The sequence below is a fragment of the Arthrobacter sp. AZCC_0090 genome (assembly GCF_014207375.1).
Taxonomy (GTDB): domain Bacteria; phylum Actinomycetota; class Actinomycetes; order Actinomycetales; family Micrococcaceae; genus Arthrobacter.
In genome coordinates this window covers 262,931-280,065 of sequence record NZ_JACHEE010000003.1, presented here as the reverse complement: position 1 = coordinate 280,065, position 17,135 = coordinate 262,931, and the positions used below count along the sequence as shown (strand labels likewise).

Below are 17,135 nucleotides of genomic sequence, written 5' to 3'. Positions count from 1 at the left end.
CCGGAGCAAGACCTGGGAGCCGGTGGGTGGGCCCACGCCGGCGAGGGGCCCGGGTCGAGCGGAGCGAGACCTGGGAGCCGGTGGGTGGGCCCACGCCGGCGAGGGGCCCGGGTCGAGCGGAGCGAGACCTGGGAGCCGGTGGGGACTAGAGTGAATTCGTGAGTAGATCCGTCGCCTGGGACCACCCCCGCACGTCGTTGTACACCGATCACTATGAGCTGACAATGCTGGAAGCTGCCCTCCATTCCGGGGCGGCGCACCGGCGCTCGGTCTTCGAAGCCTTCGCCCGCCGCTTGCCAGATGGCCGCCGCTACGGCATCGTCGCCGGCACCGGCCGGCTGCTCGAGGGAATTAAGGACTTCCGTTTCGGCGACGCCGAGCTCGCCTTCCTGGACCGGCACGAAGTGGTGGACAGGCAAACCCTGGACTTCCTCGCCGACTACCGGTTCTCCGGGGACATCTGGGGCTATCCGGAGGGCGAAGCATACTTTCCCGGCTCCCCCATCCTGATCGTCGAATCCACGTTCGCCGAAGCGTGCATCCTGGAAACCTACATCCTGTCCGTGCTCAACCACGACACCGCCATAGCTTCGGCTGCCTCCCGCATGACCAGCGCCGCCGGGAACCGGCCCTGCATCGAGATGGGCTCTCGGCGCACCCAAGAGGAATCGGCGACGGCGGCTGCGCGCGCCGCGGTCATCGCCGGTTTTGGCAGCACCTCCAATCTTGAGGCCGGCCGCCGCTACGGCATCAAAACCGTGGGCACGGCGGCCCACTCGTTCACGCTCCTGCACGATACCGAGCGCGAGGCCTTCGAAGCGCAGATCTCCGCCTTCGGACCAGGAACAACGCTCCTGGTAGACACCTACGACGTCGAGACCGGGGTTCGAACCGCCGTCGAACTCGCAGGTGACAAGCTCGGAGCGGTCCGTCTCGATTCCGGAGACCTGGTTGCCCAGGCACAATGGGTTCGCGAGCTTCTGGACAATCTCGGCAACGTCAACACCAGGATCGTGGTCACCTCAGACCTCGATGAATACGCCATCGCCGCCCTGCAATCGGCCCCGGTGGATGTGTACGGCGTAGGCACCTCCCTGGTCACCGGATCGGGCGCGCCGACGGCCAGCATGGTCTACAAGCTGGTCAGCCGGACCAACGATGCCGGCGAATTCGTTTCCGTCGCAAAGGTAGCCAAAAACAAGGCCAGCGTGGGCGGCCGCAAGTACGCCCTCCGCAAGCTTGACCAACACGGCATCGCAACCCAGGAGATTGTGGGCATCGGACACCGGCCGGAAGACGACGGGAACGATCGCCCGCTGCTCCAGCAGTTCGTCAAGAACGGCGAGCTGCTCCCCGGGTGGACAGGACACGAAGGCGTGGTCCGGGCCCAGGACCGCCATACTGCCACCATGGCTGAACTCCCGCCAGTAGTCCGGAGGCTGCAGCGCGGCGAACCGGCAATCCCCACCGTCTACGAGGAGGACTGAATGTCCCGTGCCCTGATCATCGTCGACGTCCAGAACGACTTCTGCGAGGGCGGGTCGCTCGCTGTGGAAGGTGGCGCCGCTACGGCAGCCGCCATCAGCGAATATCTTGACTCCAATCACCAGCACTTCGACCACATCGTGGCCACGCAGGACTGGCATGTGGATCCCGGAAGCCATTTTTCGGACACGCCGGACCTCGTGGACAGTTGGCCCCCGCATTGCCGTGCCGGCAGCAGAGGCGCCGAGCTCCACCCGGACCTGGATGCCGAGTACATCCAGGCATACTTCCGCAAGGGCCAGTACACCGCGGCCTACTCGGGGTTCGAGGGAGTCCTGGCACCCGAAGACGAAGTGCCCACGGGCGAGCTCGCACCCGGCGCCGCCCCCTCCGTCGAGCTGGACGAAGATGCACTAGGCCTCGATGACTGGCTGCAGAGCCACGGGGTGGAAGAAGTGGTGGTGGTGGGAATAGCCACGGACTATTGCGTCAAGGCCACCGCTTTGGACGCCGTCCAGGCTGGCTACTCCGTGACGGTAATCGGAGAACTCACCGCTGGAATCGCGGAAGATCTAGGCGAGACCTACGCAGAGCTGGAAGAGAACGGCGTCGAGCTCAGCGAGGGCTGAACCGCCGGAGCACGCTCAGAACCCACAGCCCCGAGTCCGCCTGGGCAGCCAAGCGGTTCTACTTTCGCCCGATGAACCAATCCTGAAGCTTGCGCAGCCGCGACTGCAATTGCTCTTCGTTCGCCTGCGCGACGGCCGGCCCGCCGCACACCTCGCGCAACTTGTTGTGGACGACGCCGTGCGGGGTGCCTGTCCTGGCAGACCAAGCCGCCACGTTCTTGGCAAGCTCGTTGCGCAGATCCATCAGCATGCGGTGGTCCGGCACCGCAGGTGACGCAGCAGCAGCCAACGGCGATTGGCGCTTCTTCCGCGACTGCTGATCGTGCTGCCGCTGCCGGAGCAAAGTGCCCACCTGTTCGGCGTCGAGCAAGCCGGGAATTCCGAGGAAATCAAGCTCGTCCTCGGAACCGATGTCTGCTCCCGTACCGAACTCGCCGCCGTCGAACAGCACCCGGTCAAAGGACGCCTGGGAATCGAGGGCTTCGAATTTGCCCTTTTCCAGGGAGTCCGAAGCTTTCTCCTCGCGGTTGGCCTCGGCCATCAAGTTCTCTTCGGGGTTGAAGAGACCATCCGGATCCTCCTTCTCGGGCCGATCCAGGGCATGGTCCCGCTCGGCCTCCATGGAGTTGGCGAGGGCCATGAGGGGCGGCACGGAGGGCAAGAACACCGATGCGGTTTCACCTCGTTTGCGTGCACGAACGAAGCGGCCCACCGCTTGGGCGAAGAACAGCGGCGTGGACGTTGACGTCGCGTAGACGCCGACCGAAAGCCGCGGGACGTCGACGCCTTCAGACACCATGCGGACGGCAACCATCCAGCGCTTGTCGCTGGCGGTGAACTCCTCGATCTTGTGCGAAGCCTTGGAATCGTCCGACAAAATCACCGTGGGCGACTGACCCGTGATCTTCTTGAGCTGGCCGGCGTACGCGCGGGCGTCGTCGTGGTCCGTTGCAATCACCAAGCCACCGGCGTCGGGCACGGTACGGCGCACCTCGCTGAGGCGCTTGTCGGCGGCCGCAAGAACCGCTGGGATCCATTCGCCAGTAGCGTTCAGCGCCGTCCGCCAGGCTTGGGAGGTGATGTCCTTAGTCACGGCGGCTTCGCCGAGGGAGGCCGCCATTTCGTCGCCGGCGCTGGTACGCCATCGCATCTGGCCCGAATACGCCATGAACAACACGGGGCGCACGACATGGTCCCGCAAGGCGTTGCCGTAGCCGTAGGTGTAGTCCGCCTTCGAGCGGCGGATGCCGTCGCGGTCTTCGGCATATTCGACGAAAGGAATGGGCGAAGTATCGGAGCGGAACGGCGTACCCGTGAGGGCCAGGCGCCTCGCCGCGGGATCGAAGGCTTCCCGCAATCCGTCACCCCAGGACAATGCCTCTCCACCGTGGTGGATTTCGTCCAGAATGACCAGCGTGCGGGCGGCCTCGGTCTTGGCGCGATGGAGCATCGGCTTACTGGCCACTTGCGCATAGGTCACCGCGACGCCCACAAAGCCCCTTCCGTGCTGGCCGTCGGAATTCTTGAAGTTCGGGTCAATGGCAATGCCCACCCTGGCAGCGGCGTCAGCCCACTGGCGCTTCAAGTGGTCCGTGGGAGCCACGATCGTCACGCGGTTGACGGTTCCGTTGTCAATGAGCGTCGAAGCGATCCGCAGAGCGAAAGTGGTCTTACCAGCGCCCGGGGTTGCCACTGCGAGGAAATCGCGCGGGTTGGTGTTCAGATACAGGTCCAGGGCTTCCTGCTGCCAGGCGCGCAGTTTCGGGGCGGTTCCCCAGGCTGCGCGTTCCGGATACGCAGGAGGCAGCGCCGGGCCGCCGAAGAGTGTTTCAGTCACGCAGATTCCACCTGCTTGGTGCCAGCCTGACTCGCGGCATTCAATCTGCCCGACTCGCCACCAAGCGCAGCTCGATGCAGGCCGCTGCGCGAGGCAGCGACGATTCCAAGCAAGGCCGCTGCAGCCAGCGAAACCCAAATAACCACAAAAACACCAATCTTTTCCGGATCCGCCGGATCACGCAGGGCAGCAAGCAGGCAGGAGAAGGCACTCCCCCGCCTACTACTAGGAAATATCCAATTACTAAGGATTGCTTACTGCTGGGACTTAGCTACTTGGAGCCGCCCGGGCCGCTGCCCTTGTCTCCGCCGTCGTTACCAGGGCGGAGTCCGTCGTAGATTTCTTTGCATTCCGGGCAGATCGGGAACTTCTGCGGGTCCCTGCCAGGAGTCCATACTTTGCCGCACAGCGCAATCACGGGCTCGCCTGTGATGGCGGACTCCATGATCTTTTCCTTGCGGACATAGTGGGAAAAACGTTCCCGGTCACCGGGCTCCACTTCCTGGCGCACTTCCTCGCGCTCAATGGTTGCAGTGGAAGTTCCGGCTCCGGAAAGCTCGCGCATGGGATCGTTTTCGAATGGGTCCGGAGGCAGCGTCGTCATGCCATCCATCTTAGCCGCTGTAGCTTCCGCGCCGGATGCACGGCGATCAGATGCTCTGCCACTTCGGCTTGTTGTCGTAAGTGTGGCGGTAGTAGTCGGCAAGCTTGAGCGAGGAAGCGGCCGCTTCATCAATCAGGATGGTGGCGTGCTGGTGCATCTGCAGCACCGATGCAGCACAGATGGCTGCGACGGGGCCCTCCACAAAGTCCCGGACGGACTGGGCTTTCTGCGCGCCTGTAGCAATCAGGACAACATGCCGGGCGTCCATGATGGTTCCTAGCCCCTGCGTGACCACGTGGTGCGGGACGTCGTCGATGCTCTTGAAAAAGCGGGCGTTGTCCTTGCGAGTCTGCTCGATCAGCGTCTTGATCCGGGTCCGCGAGGCGAGCGACGAGCCGGGCTCGTTGAACCCGATGTGGCCGTCGGTCCCCACGCCGAGAATCTGCAGGTCAACGCCGCCGAGTGCCCGCATGGAGTCCTCATACGCCTGGCAGGCCGCAGGAAGGTCCGCTGCGGTACCGTCCGGACTGTGGACATTGGCGGGGGCGATGTTGACCCTGTCCGTGAATTCGCGGCGGATGACTTCACGGTACGATTCCGGATGCCCAGGCTCGAGCCCTACGTATTCGTCCAAGGCAAAGGCGTGTGCCTGGCTGAAGTCGAGGCCCCTTTCCTGGTAGCGGCGCGCAAGCTCGTCGTAGACAGGGAGCGGGGACGATCCTGTGGCCAGGCCAAGGACAGCGTTCGGCTTTCGACGAAGCAGCGACTCGATGGCATCGGCGGCAAGCGCCCCGATCTGCTTGCTTCCCGGAAGGATGACAACTTCCATGGTCCACGACCTTTCTAGCTGAGATTCCCGGATCGACTGGTTCGACGTTCAGGTTATCCCATGTCCCATATCTTGTCATTGTTGTTCAAAGTAATCAACGGTTGATGCTGAGCTGAGCGAAGAGCTCCGGCCCGCGCCGATCAAGCCATCGACCGCCGATCCGGACCCCCGTCGCGAAGAGAACAGCCCCAAGAAGCGTGCCGATTGCCAAATTGATCCACCCCCATGACGGATCGCCCGTGACGGACTGGACAACCACGAGGGTAAGTTCCGGAAGGAGCAGGACAAACAGGACCGCCATTCCTCCGAACTGGACGGCCAGCGTCTGGGCAACGTTGCCCGGCGGCTTCTTGAACGGGCTGTCACCGGGCAACGGCACGCTTGATGTGTACCGCGCCGAGACGATGGATGACAAGCCCAGTCCCGTCAGCAGCACGCCCAAGGAAAGCCCAAGAATACCGGGCAGCCAGCCCCAATCTGCCGTCAGGAAAAAGGGTCCGACAGCGAAGATCAGGACCACGGGGAGCGCGAACGCCAGGCAAGCGAGGGCCCGGCCAAGCCGGTCGTGGATGCCGCGAACCCCGGTGGCCAGATGCAGGGCAAACGCGGTGTTGTCGTAGGAAACATCGGCGGCAATGGACCAGGAGAGGACAAAAGCAGTGAGGGGCCCGAGGATCATCAGCCTGGAGTAGCCTCCGGACTGCCCGGACTGGAACAGGAAGATCACGGGCAACAAGGGCACCACAATCAGCGCGGCTGCATAGCGCGGATCACGGTGCCAGTAGGTCAGTGAGCGTGCCGCCACAGCACCGGTAGGGGTTGCCGGCAGAAGTCCGAACAAGCCAAGTTTTCCGCCACGTTTTCCTGATCCGCCGGAGTATGGCGGAGTGACCAGCGCCCGCCTGAGCAGTGCATTCCAACATGCAAACAACGCGAGGAGAGTGGCTAAAGAGATGAGCGCCTTAAGGAGAGCGGCCCCGACGTTTCCCGACGCCAGATCCCCGCCAAGAGCCCACGGCGCTCCGAGCGGAGTCCAAGAGACCGTCCGGGCGAGTTCGGGGAGATAGTCGGTGGAACTGGACACTCCCCCTACTACGCCAGCCACAATCGGCCCCATCAGCACAAGCGGCACAAAGACCACGATGCTGCTCGCATCCTTGAAGCGACGGGAGGCAGGAAGGCTGGCTGTCGCGGTCGTCACCACTTTCGACAGCACCACACAGCTGAGTACGCCCAGCACGGCGCCCACCAGGGCACCGGCCACGGCAGGCACACTGCGCCACCACGTTGCCGCCGTGAACAACGCCACCGCCAGGGTAGACAGGCCCGGAAGCCCGATGAAACCGGCGAGTGCAAGGCCAGCCAGCAGTTGGCGCATGGGAATCGCCGACGTCGTGAAGCGGGATGGGTCAAGTGTCATGTCCGCCGCCGAAGCCACAAGCGGCACCACCGCCCAGCCCAGGGTCGCAGCGGCGCCGCCGAGGACGACGGCGGTGTGGGCGGTCTCGATGTCGGCCCACCGCAAGGCAACAAGGACGACCATGAGGGTCGCCACGACTCCCAAAGCGTAAAGCCCACCGATCGCAATGCCCACGATCTGCCCCGGACTGCGCCGGAAACCGTTCAGCAGGAGCCGCCACTTCAGGCTCAGAAGGTGCGCAACCATTCCAGGCCCCCCGTCCGGTTTCCGCCGCCCACCAACTGCACAAAGCGGTCCTCAAGCGTGGCGCCACCGCGGACTTCATCCACGGTTCCGGCAGCCAGGACCCTGCCCGCCGCTACCACGGCCACGTGGTCGCACATGCGCTGAACCAGGTCCATGACGTGGCTTGAGACGATTACGGTTCCTCCAGAGGACACATAATTGTCCAGGATTCCCCTGATGTTGGCTGCTGAAATCGGATCCACCGATTCAAAGGGCTCGTCAAGCACCAAGAGCCTTGGCGCATGGATGAGCGCCGAGGCCAACGCAATTTTCTTTGTCATGCCTGCGGAATAGTCCACCACGAGGGTGCCCGCGTCGCCGCTGAGATCCAATGCCTCAAGCAGTTCGCCAACCCTCTGTGCGACGACTTCCCTGTCCATCCCACGAAGCAAGCCGGCATACGTGACCAACTGTTCGCCGGTCAATCTGTCGAAGAGCCTCACACCGTCAGGCAATATCCCCATCAGCTTCTTGGCTTGCAGGGGCTTCGCCCATACGTCGACGCCGTGAATGAAGGCAGCACCAAAATCCGGCCTCAGAAGCCCTGTTGCCATGGACAACGTGGTCGTCTTGCCCGCGCCGTTGGGCCCGACCACCCCGTAGAACGAGCCAGCGGGCACGTCCAGGCTGATGCCGTCGACGGCAATCTTTCCGCCGAAGCGTTTGGCCAGTCCACGAAGCGCAAGTGCAGGCACCGGGACAGTGGGAGAGGAATCGGGAAGCTGGACACTCATGCAGCCAGCCTAGTCCCGGCGAGGCTCCCGGGGGTCGTCCCTGAGGGGGAACTCCGGACCGTCCTTCCGGAGCTGCCTCATCCCAAAGGACTAGATCTCCAAAGACTAGATCTCCAAAGACTGGGCCTCAGAAGCTGTGGCGTGGAACCGCGCGTTGGTACTGCGGCGCCCATTCCAAGGCGAATCCGAGTTCAAAAGCTGCGCGAAGCCACCAGTGCGGATCGCGGAGGGCAGCGCGGGCCATGAAAACGCCGTCTGCTTGGCCGGTAGCCACTGTGTGTTCGGCCTGTCCAGGGGAGGTCAGGAAGCCGACAGCCCCAGTAGGGACTCCTGCCTCGCGCCGGATCTGCTCAGAGAATCCCGTCTGATAGCCAGGGCCGGCCTTGATCCGCTGGTGGGCCACGGCGCCACCGCTAGAGACGTCCACCAAGTCCACACCGTGCTCGGACGCCTCCCGCGCGAGCCGCACGGAGGCTTCAATGTCCACGCCGCCCTCGGCCCAATCGCTCGCGGAGATCCGCAACAACAATGGCATGGAGTCGGGGATGGCTGCACGGACGGCATCGATAACCGCGAGAGTCAGGCGATTCCGGCCCGCCTCACTGCCTCCCCAGGAATCATCGCGTTTGTTGATCAAGGGGCTTTGGAACTCATGCAGGAGGTAGCCATGCGCGCCGTGGATCTCGACCGTGTCGAAACCCGCGTCCACGGCCCGTGAGGCTGCTGCCGCGAAATCGGAAATCACTTCCTGGATGTCCGTCTCACCCATGGCAGCAGGGGCGGCAAGCCCGGCAAATGGTTCAGACCCGGGACCCCGGGCCAGCCACCCGCCGTCGGCTTCCGCTACGGATCCGTGTTGTTCGGCAAACGGCCAGTAGGTCGAAGCCTTGCGCCCGGCGTGTGCCAGCTGGGCGCCGATCTTGCCGCCTATAGCGCTATTGCGGTGGACGAAGTCCACGATCCGCTCCCAAGCGCCCGCCTGCCCTTCCGTATACAGCCCGGCGTCCCGCGGGCTGATCCGTCCCTCGGGACTGACGGCTGCCGCCTCGGTGAGGATGAGGGCCGCGCCTCCAGTGGCAAACGCTCCAAGGTGTACAAGGTGCCAGTCGTTCGGCACGCCGCCGTCGCCGTCGGGCGAGCAGCTGTACTGGCACATCGGTGACACCCAGCCTCGATGCGGCAAGGTCAGGGAGCGTAACTGAAGCGGGCTGAACAGAGCCGGCTGCGTCATCAGAAAAGGACCCGCGCGAGACCTTGCCGGGCCTTGGCCACACGTTCGTCCGAAATGCCGACAACGTTGAACAGTTCCAGCAACCGTACGCGCGCCGTTTCGCGCTCGGGCCCGAAGTTGCGGCCGATGAAAACGATGATGCGGTTGAACGCGTCCTCGATATGGCCGCCGGAGATGTCCAGGTCCGCCACGCTGAGCTGCACTTCGATGTTGTCCGGTTCTTCCGCTGCCCGATGGCGCAGGGCATCGGCTTCCGCTGCGGTCAAAGACTCGAGCCGGCCCATCAGTTCCACCTGCGCAAGTCCGGCCTTAGCTTCCGCGTCAGCTGGCTTCTCGGCAAGCGCTTGGCGGTAAGCGACCGCGGCGGCGGCGTAGTCCCCGGCCTCAATGGCGTCGAAGGCCGCTTGGTGCAAGGGCGGCAACGGCGGGGCTTCCGCATCAGGAGCGCCTGCACCGATGCTGCCTGTCACTCCGTTGGCTTCTGCCACCTTGAGGAGTTCGTCGATGAGGGTGCGGATTTCCTGGTCCGACGCCGGCCCTTCGAAGAGCGGCACCGGCTGGCCCTTCAACACTGCGACGGCGGTGGGGATGGCTTGGACCTGGAATGCCTGGGCAAGCTGCGGGAACGCGTCAACGTCCGCGGCGGCCAGCACCACTTTGCCCGCGTAGCTTTCGACAACCCCCTCGAGGATCTGCAACAGGCTCGAGGATTCCAGGGAGCGGTTGGACCACAAGAGAAAAAGGACGGGAATCTGCGCGGACAGCTGAACGAGGTCCTGGAAATTGGCCTCGGTGGCGTCTACCCGCAGCGGCTGGCTGCTTCCGCCGGGGGCAGCCGGAACACCGCTCGATGCCGACGGCGCTGGGCGCCGCAACGCAGAGAGGTCGACGGCGCCGCGAAGGTTGAGCTGGCTGGCAGCGGCTGGAGAGACGGGACGGGATCCTGGCGAACTCATATCGTCCACTCTAGCCGCTGCGCCAACAGCATTTTCCTACTTGAAGCTGGCTCCCACCAGACCGCGAACGGCGGCAACGAGCTTCATCGGAGCAGTCGAACCGGCCGGCGGAATATACACGGCTACTGACTCCGCGAAGGTCTGGACAAGGCCCACTTTCGTCGAATCCCCGCCGGCGAGCACGGCAGCAGCTTTGTCCACCGTCAACGTGTCTCCATCCGCCTTGGGCTTGCTGGTGAAATCAAAGTCCAGCTTTCCGACAACCACAGCGCCGCCGTCGGACGTCCGGAACACCGCCGTGTCCGCCGGAGTGGGAGTGTGGGTGAAGGTGAAGGTTCCATTGGCGCCGGACTTCACGGTGCTGGCCTGGTAGTCCAGGACGTCCGCAATGTAAGGCGAATTGGTTCCCTCGACCAACTTGTCCTTAAACGTGGAGTCCGCCTTGGTCAAACGATCGCCCAGGGCAGCCAGCGCCTCCGTCCCGCTGTACTGCAGCCCTGACTTGTCCCCGGCCGCCAGTTGTTGGGTTCCGCCCAAGGGAATCGCTGGGAAGGACGTTCCAGGCTGAAGCGGGGAGGCGCTCTTCAGCTTGTAGTTTTCGCGTGGTGAAGCCTGCACAAGAGTCAGGACCTGGGGAACTACGTTGCCATCGCCCTGCGTCACCGCGATTACCGTGCGCGGCCATGTGCGCTGGTTGGTAATGACGCTGCCGAGCAACTTGCTGGACCGGACGGGCATCCGCGCCTCGTGCGTTGCAACCTGGGACCGGATCTTGTAGTTCTGGGTTCGAACCTGCAGCTCCGCGCCGTCAACCCGCGGAGCGAGCTTGGCGGCATCACGTGCGGCGTCTCCGGCGGCAACGGCGCTGGCGACCTGTTCCAGGATCCGCTTGAGTTGCGTGTCCACCAGGACAGGCACGGCGGGGGCTCCCGAGATCCCTGACGGGCTCGCCGTCGGGGATCCTGAGGGAGAAGGAGTCTCGCTCGCCTGGGCACCTGCGGCAGTGCCACCAACGAGGGCTGCCGCCACAGCCGCAGCCACCACCGAGACACGGAGCGCAGGACCGCTGCCCGTGCTCTTCTTGGTGTCGCCAGCAATGTCCTCGTCCGTGGCGCCCTGGTCCGTGGTGCCCTTATCGGCTTCCGTGTTCTCGTCAGCGTTCTCGCCGCCCGAGGGATCGCTTGGGCCAACGCCCTTGCCCCGGCCTCTGGTGAACTTGTTGACGAACGGCAGCGCCGCACCCGCGACGAGGAGGATCGCGCCAATGACGATGAGCGGGACGGCCCACGGCATCGTCGCATCGTTCGGGAACGTCACGGAGACCGACGACGGCGCCGGCTTGGTTCCGTCGCTCGCCAGGAGGAGCGACCAGTTACCACTGGCAGGCGGCGTAAAGGTGTAGTCCAGCTGGCCATTGGCGTTTTCCGTTTCCGCCCACAGGTCCGATCCGGCCGGAGACGGAGCGGTCGCTTCGCCGTCGGTGCCGGCAACCTGGAGGGACTTGCCGTCCTCGGACACACCGGTGACGCTGTTATGCGCGGTCTTGCCCACCCAGGCATCGACGTCATCCGGACGGCCAACAGCCAGGACAAAGTTGCCATCGCCCTTGATGCTGATCTTCGTGGGACCCCCCTTGTGGGCCAGCACGTTTTGGTTGATCACCGTCAGCGGAGCGGCTTTGGCGTCGCTAGGGGCGGACGCGGTCACGGTCTCGGCCGGAGCCCAAAAGGTCAGCTGGCCAATGCCGGCCAACAGTGTCAGCAGGCCAAGCAGCACCAGCGAAACTGCAGTCTTCAATCGCACAGGAATACCAATCATCAGCGGTCGTTGAACTTCAAGGGTAACGGTTTTGTTACCGAAGAGTCAGTTCGGAGTCCTGCCCTAGAGGCCCCCCGCGCCCCCCTTTGCCCCTAGAATCCGCCAATTCCTGCCTGCTGATAGTGTGGCGAACAACATCACATCGGGCACCTCCGGAGCCTGAACGCGGAACGAAAAGGCAGCTGAAACACGTGAAAGAGCGCAAGGATCCGACTCCCGCCGAACAACAGCCCGGGACCACCCCGGATGGTTTGGCTACCGGGTCCGCCCAGGATGGCAAGGATCACGGCGAGGGGCTGATGGCTTCCTTCGTCCGCAGGCTCCGCCAGCCCATTCCGGGCGCACAGCCGCGGGTCCGTTTCGAGATGCCGCCCGAGCTTGAGCACGATGGAACAGCCGAGGCCGATCTGGATGAATCCGGCGGTCCACGCTTCGGCTCTCCCGGCCCGCGGATGTCCGCGCAGCATCCGCTTTATCTCGGATTCATGGGCACGGCCGGCGTCGGCGTCGCGCTCTTGTTGTTCTACATCGGCACAAATACCGCCCAGCTTTTGCTATGGATCGTGACCGCCTTGTTCATCGCGCTGGGCTTGGATCCCGTGGTTCGCTGGCTTGAGGGCCGAAGGATTCCGCGCCCGGCCGGCGTCGTCATCGCAGTCGGAGCTGTTGTTGCCGGAGTGGCAGCGTTCTTTGGAACCCTTATCCCCACGATCGTGGAGCAGGTCTCGCAGATCGTGCGGCAGGCTCCGGACTGGATCCGGGGCTTCGTGGATTCCGATTTCTTCAGGTCCCTGGACAGCCAGTTCGGCGTCCGTGACAGGATCAGCCAGGAGCTGGACAAATTCGTCAAGAACCCTGACGCCATGGGCGGAATCTTCGGCGGCGTGGTCGGCTTCGGTTCCACGGTGGCCAATGGCGTGTTCGGGACGCTCATCGTCCTGGTCCTCAGCCTTTACTTCCTCGGTGCGCTGCCCGCCATGAAAAGGTGGGGTTACAGGCTCGCCCCCCGGTCGCGCCGGCCGCGCGTGGAGGCCCTGTCAGAGGAAATCACACGTTCAGTAGGCAACTACGTGATCGGCCAGGTTTGTGTGGCCTTGCTGAACGCATTGTTCGCCTTCATCGTCATGAGTATCCTCGGCATTCCGTTCAGCGTCCTTCTGGCTTTCGTGGTTGCCCTGCTTGCGTTCATACCGCTGGTGGGAGGAATGATCGCGGCCGTAGTGGTCATCCTGGTGGCCTTGACCGCCGGCTGGCAAACGGCCGTGATCTACGCCATCTGCTACTTCGCCTATCTGCAATTCGAGGCCTACTTCATCTCCCCACGCATCATGCAGAAGGCCGTCGCTGTTCCCGGCGCAGTCGCCGTGATCTCGGTGATTGCGGGCGGCAGCCTGCTGGGCGTCCTCGGCGCCTTGATCGCCATCCCGACGGCGGCAGCCATCATGCTGCTGATCAAGGAAGTCTTCATCGTTCGCCAGGACCGCCACTAGGCCTGGCAGTCGCCAAAGGACCGACCGCTGCTCAGGCAGCAGCCGCCGGTCACGCGGTAGCCACCGGACCTGTCCATTCGCGGGGCAGGCCGCCGGGTCCCGCACCGGCGTCGGTCACGTCGTCGACGATCTCGTCCAGAACCCGGGCCGCGTACTTCTCCCCCACCCATAGGTGCTTGGCGCCGTCGATCCCCAGGACACGGGCCTGTGGCACCAGGCTGAACCGCTCAGCGGCCTCAGCGGGCTGAAGATAGTCATCGTGTTCCGGAACCAGGACAGTCAGCGGCTTTCCCGAGGCAGCCCATTCTTTCAGGTGCACGTCCGTGGCCCGGTGCAGCGGCGGTGACAGCAGGACAGCTCCTTCCACTTGGGAAGCCACAGGTTCAACTGCCCCGTACATCAAGGCCAGCTCCGTACCAAAGGACCAGCCGACCAACCAGCGGTTCGGAAGCCCGCGTTCCACCGCGAAGCGAACGGCGGCTTCGACGTCGTACCGTTCGCCGATTCCCTCATCGAACTTCCCCTGGCTGGTACCCCGTGGCGAATGCGTTCCCCGTGTATTGAAGCGCAAAACCGCGACGCCGGCCAGGGCCGGTAGCCGATAGGACGCTTTGCGGTAGACGTGCGAATCCATGAATCCGCCGTGCGTTGGCAAGGGGTGCAGGGTAATCAGCGTTGCCGAGATCTCCCCGGATTCCGGCAACGCCAGTTCTCCCACGAGCAACTTGCCGTCCTCGGTGAGGAACTCCACGTTCTCGCGGCGCGCCGGCAGAACCGTGGAGGCCCGGATATCCGTGGCAGACTCCGGCTGGCTGAAAACGAAGGAGGCAGGATCGAAACTCATGCTTTCAAGCTTAAGTGCTCAGCGGTACCTGTATGTCCGGCCTGTCCAGCAGTTGTTGTGCCAGTGGCGGCGTTCGGCCAATCCTGCGGCTTCGCCGAAAAGGTGCGTCTCGGACCACACCACCAAGTGCGCGACGCCTGGCGTGATGGCCATCGAACAACCGGGGCAAATATACGTCTTCTCGGCATTCCGCGCGGTCATGGTCCGGACCATCCAGTCGCCGTCGGGGGCGCTTTCCCTGCGGGCGATCCCCGAACGGGCGCGTTCCAGATCCAGTTCCGGCGACTCGCCTGTCCGTTTCCAGCTTGCCTTGGCTGATTCGGTGCGTCGGGGGCGGTTGGAGCGGGGCATGACTCCATTCTGCACCAGTCGCTGAATGCAAGCGGCAGAGGAAGTAAAGTGGAGCGGGTGCGACTCGTCATAGCCCGTTGTTCCGTTGATTACGTTGGCCGCCTCAAGGCCCACCTCCCGCTTGCCACCCGGCTTTTGCTCGTCAAATCCGATGGTTCCGTGCTGGTCCACTCCGACGGCGGTTCCTACAAGCCGCTGAACTGGATGAGCCCGCCCGCTACTCTGCGGGTGACGACGCCGGAGGAGACTGAGGTCGAAGAAGGCGTGGTGGAGCAGTGGACCGTGCAATCGGCCAAGACCGATGACCGGCTCATCATCAACATCTACGAGCAAATCCATGACACGTCCCACGACCTCGGAACGGACCCCGGGCTCATCAAGGACGGCGTCGAGGCTGACCTGCAGCGACTGCTTGCTGAGCAAATCGAAACCCTCGGGGCCGGCTATTCGCTCATCCGCCGTGAGTATTTCACCGCCATCGGTCCGGTCGACATCCTCGCCAGGGACAGCGACGGCGGGACAGTCGCCGTCGAACTCAAGCGGCGCGGCGACATCGACGGCGTCGAGCAGCTCACGCGCTACCTTGAGCTGCTCAACCGCGATCCCTTGCTGGCACCCGTACGGGGCATCTTTGCGGCCCAGCAGATCAAGCCGCAGGCGAAGGTCCTTGCCAACGACCGCGGAATAGACTGCGTCACCTTGGACTATGACGCCATGCGCGGCGTAGATGACAGCGAGTCGCGCTTGTTCTAGGCGTTCCGGTTGGTCCGGCCTTCATCCCGATTCAAACCGGGTCAGCGGCAACCAGGGGCAACTAGAATCAAAGCATGACTGTCCCAGACCGGCCTGCATCTTTTTCTGCGCCTGTGCGCCACCTGATTACCGGAACGATCGTCAGTGACGGTGTGGTGATCGAAGACGGCCTGGTGGCGGTGGAAGATGATCGCATTGCCTTTGCTGGGCCGGCCGCTGAGTTCCACGAAGCATCATTTGAAGGCTTCGAGGAAACGCCGCGCACGGATTTCCCCAAAGAACGTTACATCGTTCCCGGTTTCGTGGATGTGCATTGCCACGGCGGCAACGGTGGCGACTTCCCGGGGGCCGACGAATCCTCCGCGCGCAAGGCCATCGATTTCCTGCACCGGTCCGGGACCACAACCTTACTCGCCAGCATGGTCACGGCGCCGCGGGAGGACCTCCTCCGTGGCATCGAGCTCTACGTCCGTTTGGCCGATGAAGGACTCGTGGCGGGAATCCACTTGGAGGGGCCTTTCCTCTCCCATGCCCGCTGCGGCGCGCAGAATCCCGCTTACTTGCTTGAACCGGACCTGGATCTCATGAACGAGCTGGTTGAAGCGGCTGCAGGCAAGCTTGCCACGATGACTTATGCCCCCGAGCTTCCCGGAGCCGCAGCGCTAGTGGACCTGATGACGTTCCACGGAGTAACGCCGTCGCTCGGCCATACCGATTGCGACGACGCGACGGCCGCCGCCTCCCTCATTGCGGCAAGGGAGGGCCTGGAATCCGCTGGTTTCGACGGCGTCAGCTCTTTGCCAACCGTTACCCACTTGTTCAACGGCATGCCGCCCATGCACCACCGCTCCCCCGGGCCGGTTGCCGCTTGCCTGCGCACGGCCCAGGAAGGCAAGGCCGTGGTGGAATTGATCGCCGACGGTACCCACCTCGATCCAAGCACCGTGGCAACCGTTTTTCAGCTGGTAGGTGCCGCGAACGTTGTCCTGGTGACCGACTCGATGGCAGCAGCCGGGCTCTCCGACGGGAACTACATGCTGGGCCCCTCGCCAGTGACCGTGACGGACGGCGTGGCCACTTTGGATGCCACCGGTTCGATTGCCGGCGGCACTGCCACCATGCTCGACGTCGTCCGGCGCACTGTTGCTGCCGGCGTCGGGCTCGCGGACGCTGTTTCATCGGCGACGGCGGTTCCCGCCGCGGTTTTGGGGCTCTCCGATGAACTTGGCGGCCTTCGCAGGGGTCTGCGGGCCGATCTGGTGGTCGTGGACAAGGAACTGCAACTTGCGGGTGTATTGCGCAATGGGGATTGGCTGGCCTAGGCCGAATTCGCGGACGGCCAATGGCAGCGCCAATGGCGGGTGCGCTTTCTTCCGTTACCTTCTTTTTACTTAAAATTTGTCGGAATTCCTGAACAGACCGTTGACCTCCAGTATCCGCCATGAAAGTGTTGTAGCAGTCTTTGTGTAGGTGTGATTCATGCTCGCAAGACGTGTTGCGAGCGTGAAGCTCCTGCGAAGCCAACCAAGCCTGGCTTGGGCGGAGAACCAGGTCTTCTCGCGGAGTAACCAAGGCCGGCACGCGGTGTGCCGGACTTAAAGTTCCACAATGAGGAGAAACAAAAAATGGCACTGGGCACCGTCAAGTGGTTCAACGCTGAAAAGGGCTTCGGCTTCATTACCCCGGACGACGCAGAAGGCGACGTCTTTGTCCACTACTCCGAGATCCAGACCGGCGGCTTCCGCACCCTCGACGAGAACCAGCGTGTTCAGTTCGAGATCGGTCAGGGCGCGAAGGGCCCGCAGGCCACCGGCGTCACCGCCGTCTAGTTTGACTGATTGATTCTGCCTGGCAGGTTCAAGGAAGGGG

The 17,135-nt window shown here is 63.7% G+C and carries 16 protein-coding genes; 6 read left to right on the top strand and 10 right to left on the bottom strand.

The annotated features are described in order from the left end of the window. The first annotated feature begins 158 nt into the window (after positions 1–158). Positions 159–1,487: a nicotinate phosphoribosyltransferase gene (locus HNP00_RS06565; protein ID WP_311770512.1), complete on the top strand. Its 1,329-nt coding sequence runs from the start codon at positions 159–161 to the stop codon at positions 1,485–1,487. Continuing rightward, complete coding sequence (locus HNP00_RS06560) at positions 1,488–2,114, top strand: isochorismatase family protein (protein ID WP_184737172.1); 627 nt, start codon at positions 1,488–1,490, stop codon at positions 2,112–2,114. A gap of 58 nt (positions 2,115–2,172) precedes the next feature. Here HNP00_RS06560 and HNP00_RS06555 read toward each other — a convergent pair whose 3' ends face one another. The 8 genes from HNP00_RS06555 to HNP00_RS06520 all read right to left on the bottom strand — a co-directional run bounded on the left by HNP00_RS06555 (position 2,173) and on the right by HNP00_RS06520 (position 11,828). Continuing rightward, positions 2,173–3,951: a DEAD/DEAH box helicase gene (locus HNP00_RS06555; protein WP_184737170.1), complete on the bottom strand. Its 1,779-nt coding sequence runs from the start codon at positions 3,949–3,951 to the stop codon at positions 2,173–2,175. 271 nt (positions 3,952–4,222) lie between these two features. Beyond that, the gene (locus tag HNP00_RS06550; RefSeq protein WP_184737168.1) at positions 4,223–4,564 is read right to left on the bottom strand and encodes a DUF3039 domain-containing protein; all 342 of its coding nucleotides are present in this window, start codon (positions 4,562–4,564) and stop codon (positions 4,223–4,225) included. Between the two features lie 37 nt (positions 4,565–4,601). Next, positions 4,602–5,384 carry a glucosamine-6-phosphate deaminase gene (nagB, locus tag HNP00_RS06545; protein WP_184737166.1) on the bottom strand — a complete coding sequence of 261 codons (783 nt, stop codon included), beginning with the start codon at positions 5,382–5,384 and terminating at the stop codon, positions 4,602–4,604. Positions 5,385–5,478: 94 nt separating this feature from the next. Further along, the gene (locus HNP00_RS06540; protein WP_184737164.1) at positions 5,479–7,050 is read right to left on the bottom strand and encodes a transporter; all 1,572 of its coding nucleotides are present in this window, start codon (positions 7,048–7,050) and stop codon (positions 5,479–5,481) included. Continuing rightward, positions 7,032–7,823, bottom strand: coding sequence for an ABC transporter ATP-binding protein (locus HNP00_RS06535; RefSeq protein WP_184737162.1), 792 nt, complete (start codon positions 7,821–7,823; stop codon positions 7,032–7,034). Before HNP00_RS06535 ends, HNP00_RS06540 begins: the two co-directional genes overlap by 19 nt. Before the next feature lie 127 nt (positions 7,824–7,950). Beyond that, positions 7,951–9,054 carry an NADH:flavin oxidoreductase/NADH oxidase gene (locus tag HNP00_RS06530; RefSeq protein ID WP_184737160.1) on the bottom strand — a complete coding sequence of 368 codons (1,104 nt, stop codon included), beginning with the start codon at positions 9,052–9,054 and terminating at the stop codon, positions 7,951–7,953. Next, positions 9,054–10,010 (bottom strand): tetratricopeptide repeat protein, encoded by a 957-nt coding sequence (locus tag HNP00_RS06525; RefSeq protein WP_184737158.1) that lies wholly within the window; start codon positions 10,008–10,010, stop codon positions 9,054–9,056. The genes HNP00_RS06530 and HNP00_RS06525 overlap by 1 nt, the downstream gene beginning before the upstream one ends. Positions 10,011–10,046: 36 nt before the next feature. Next, positions 10,047–11,828: a hypothetical protein gene (locus HNP00_RS06520; protein WP_184737156.1), complete on the bottom strand. Its 1,782-nt coding sequence runs from the start codon at positions 11,826–11,828 to the stop codon at positions 10,047–10,049. 299 nt (positions 11,829–12,127) lie between these two features. Here HNP00_RS06520 and HNP00_RS06515 point away from each other — a divergent pair, with 299 nt between their 5' ends. Further along, positions 12,128–13,318, top strand: coding sequence for an AI-2E family transporter (locus HNP00_RS06515; RefSeq protein ID WP_184737468.1), 1,191 nt, complete (start codon positions 12,128–12,130; stop codon positions 13,316–13,318). A 49-nt stretch (positions 13,319–13,367) separates the two neighbouring features. On the opposite strand, the gene HNP00_RS06510 is transcribed toward HNP00_RS06515, so the two are convergent. After that, complete coding sequence (locus tag HNP00_RS06510; protein ID WP_184737154.1) at positions 13,368–14,162, bottom strand: alpha/beta hydrolase; 795 nt, start codon at positions 14,160–14,162, stop codon at positions 13,368–13,370. A gap of 18 nt (positions 14,163–14,180) precedes the next feature. Further along, positions 14,181–14,513: an ATP/GTP-binding protein gene (locus HNP00_RS06505; protein ID WP_184737153.1), complete on the bottom strand. Its 333-nt coding sequence runs from the start codon at positions 14,511–14,513 to the stop codon at positions 14,181–14,183. A gap of 57 nt (positions 14,514–14,570) precedes the next feature. Here HNP00_RS06505 and nucS point away from each other — a divergent pair, with 57 nt between their 5' ends. The 3 genes from nucS to HNP00_RS06490 all read left to right on the top strand — a co-directional run bounded on the left by nucS (position 14,571) and on the right by HNP00_RS06490 (position 17,095). After that, on the top strand, positions 14,571–15,266 hold the full coding sequence (nucS, locus tag HNP00_RS06500) for an endonuclease NucS (RefSeq protein ID WP_184737151.1): 696 nt from the start codon (positions 14,571–14,573) through the stop codon (positions 15,264–15,266). 74 nt (positions 15,267–15,340) lie between these two features. Next, positions 15,341–16,588: an N-acetylglucosamine-6-phosphate deacetylase gene (gene nagA, locus HNP00_RS06495; protein WP_184737149.1), complete on the top strand. Its 1,248-nt coding sequence runs from the start codon at positions 15,341–15,343 to the stop codon at positions 16,586–16,588. A gap of 303 nt (positions 16,589–16,891) precedes the next feature. After that, positions 16,892–17,095: a cold-shock protein gene (locus HNP00_RS06490; RefSeq protein WP_028264741.1), complete on the top strand. Its 204-nt coding sequence runs from the start codon at positions 16,892–16,894 to the stop codon at positions 17,093–17,095. Positions 17,096–17,135: the final 40 nt, after the last annotated feature.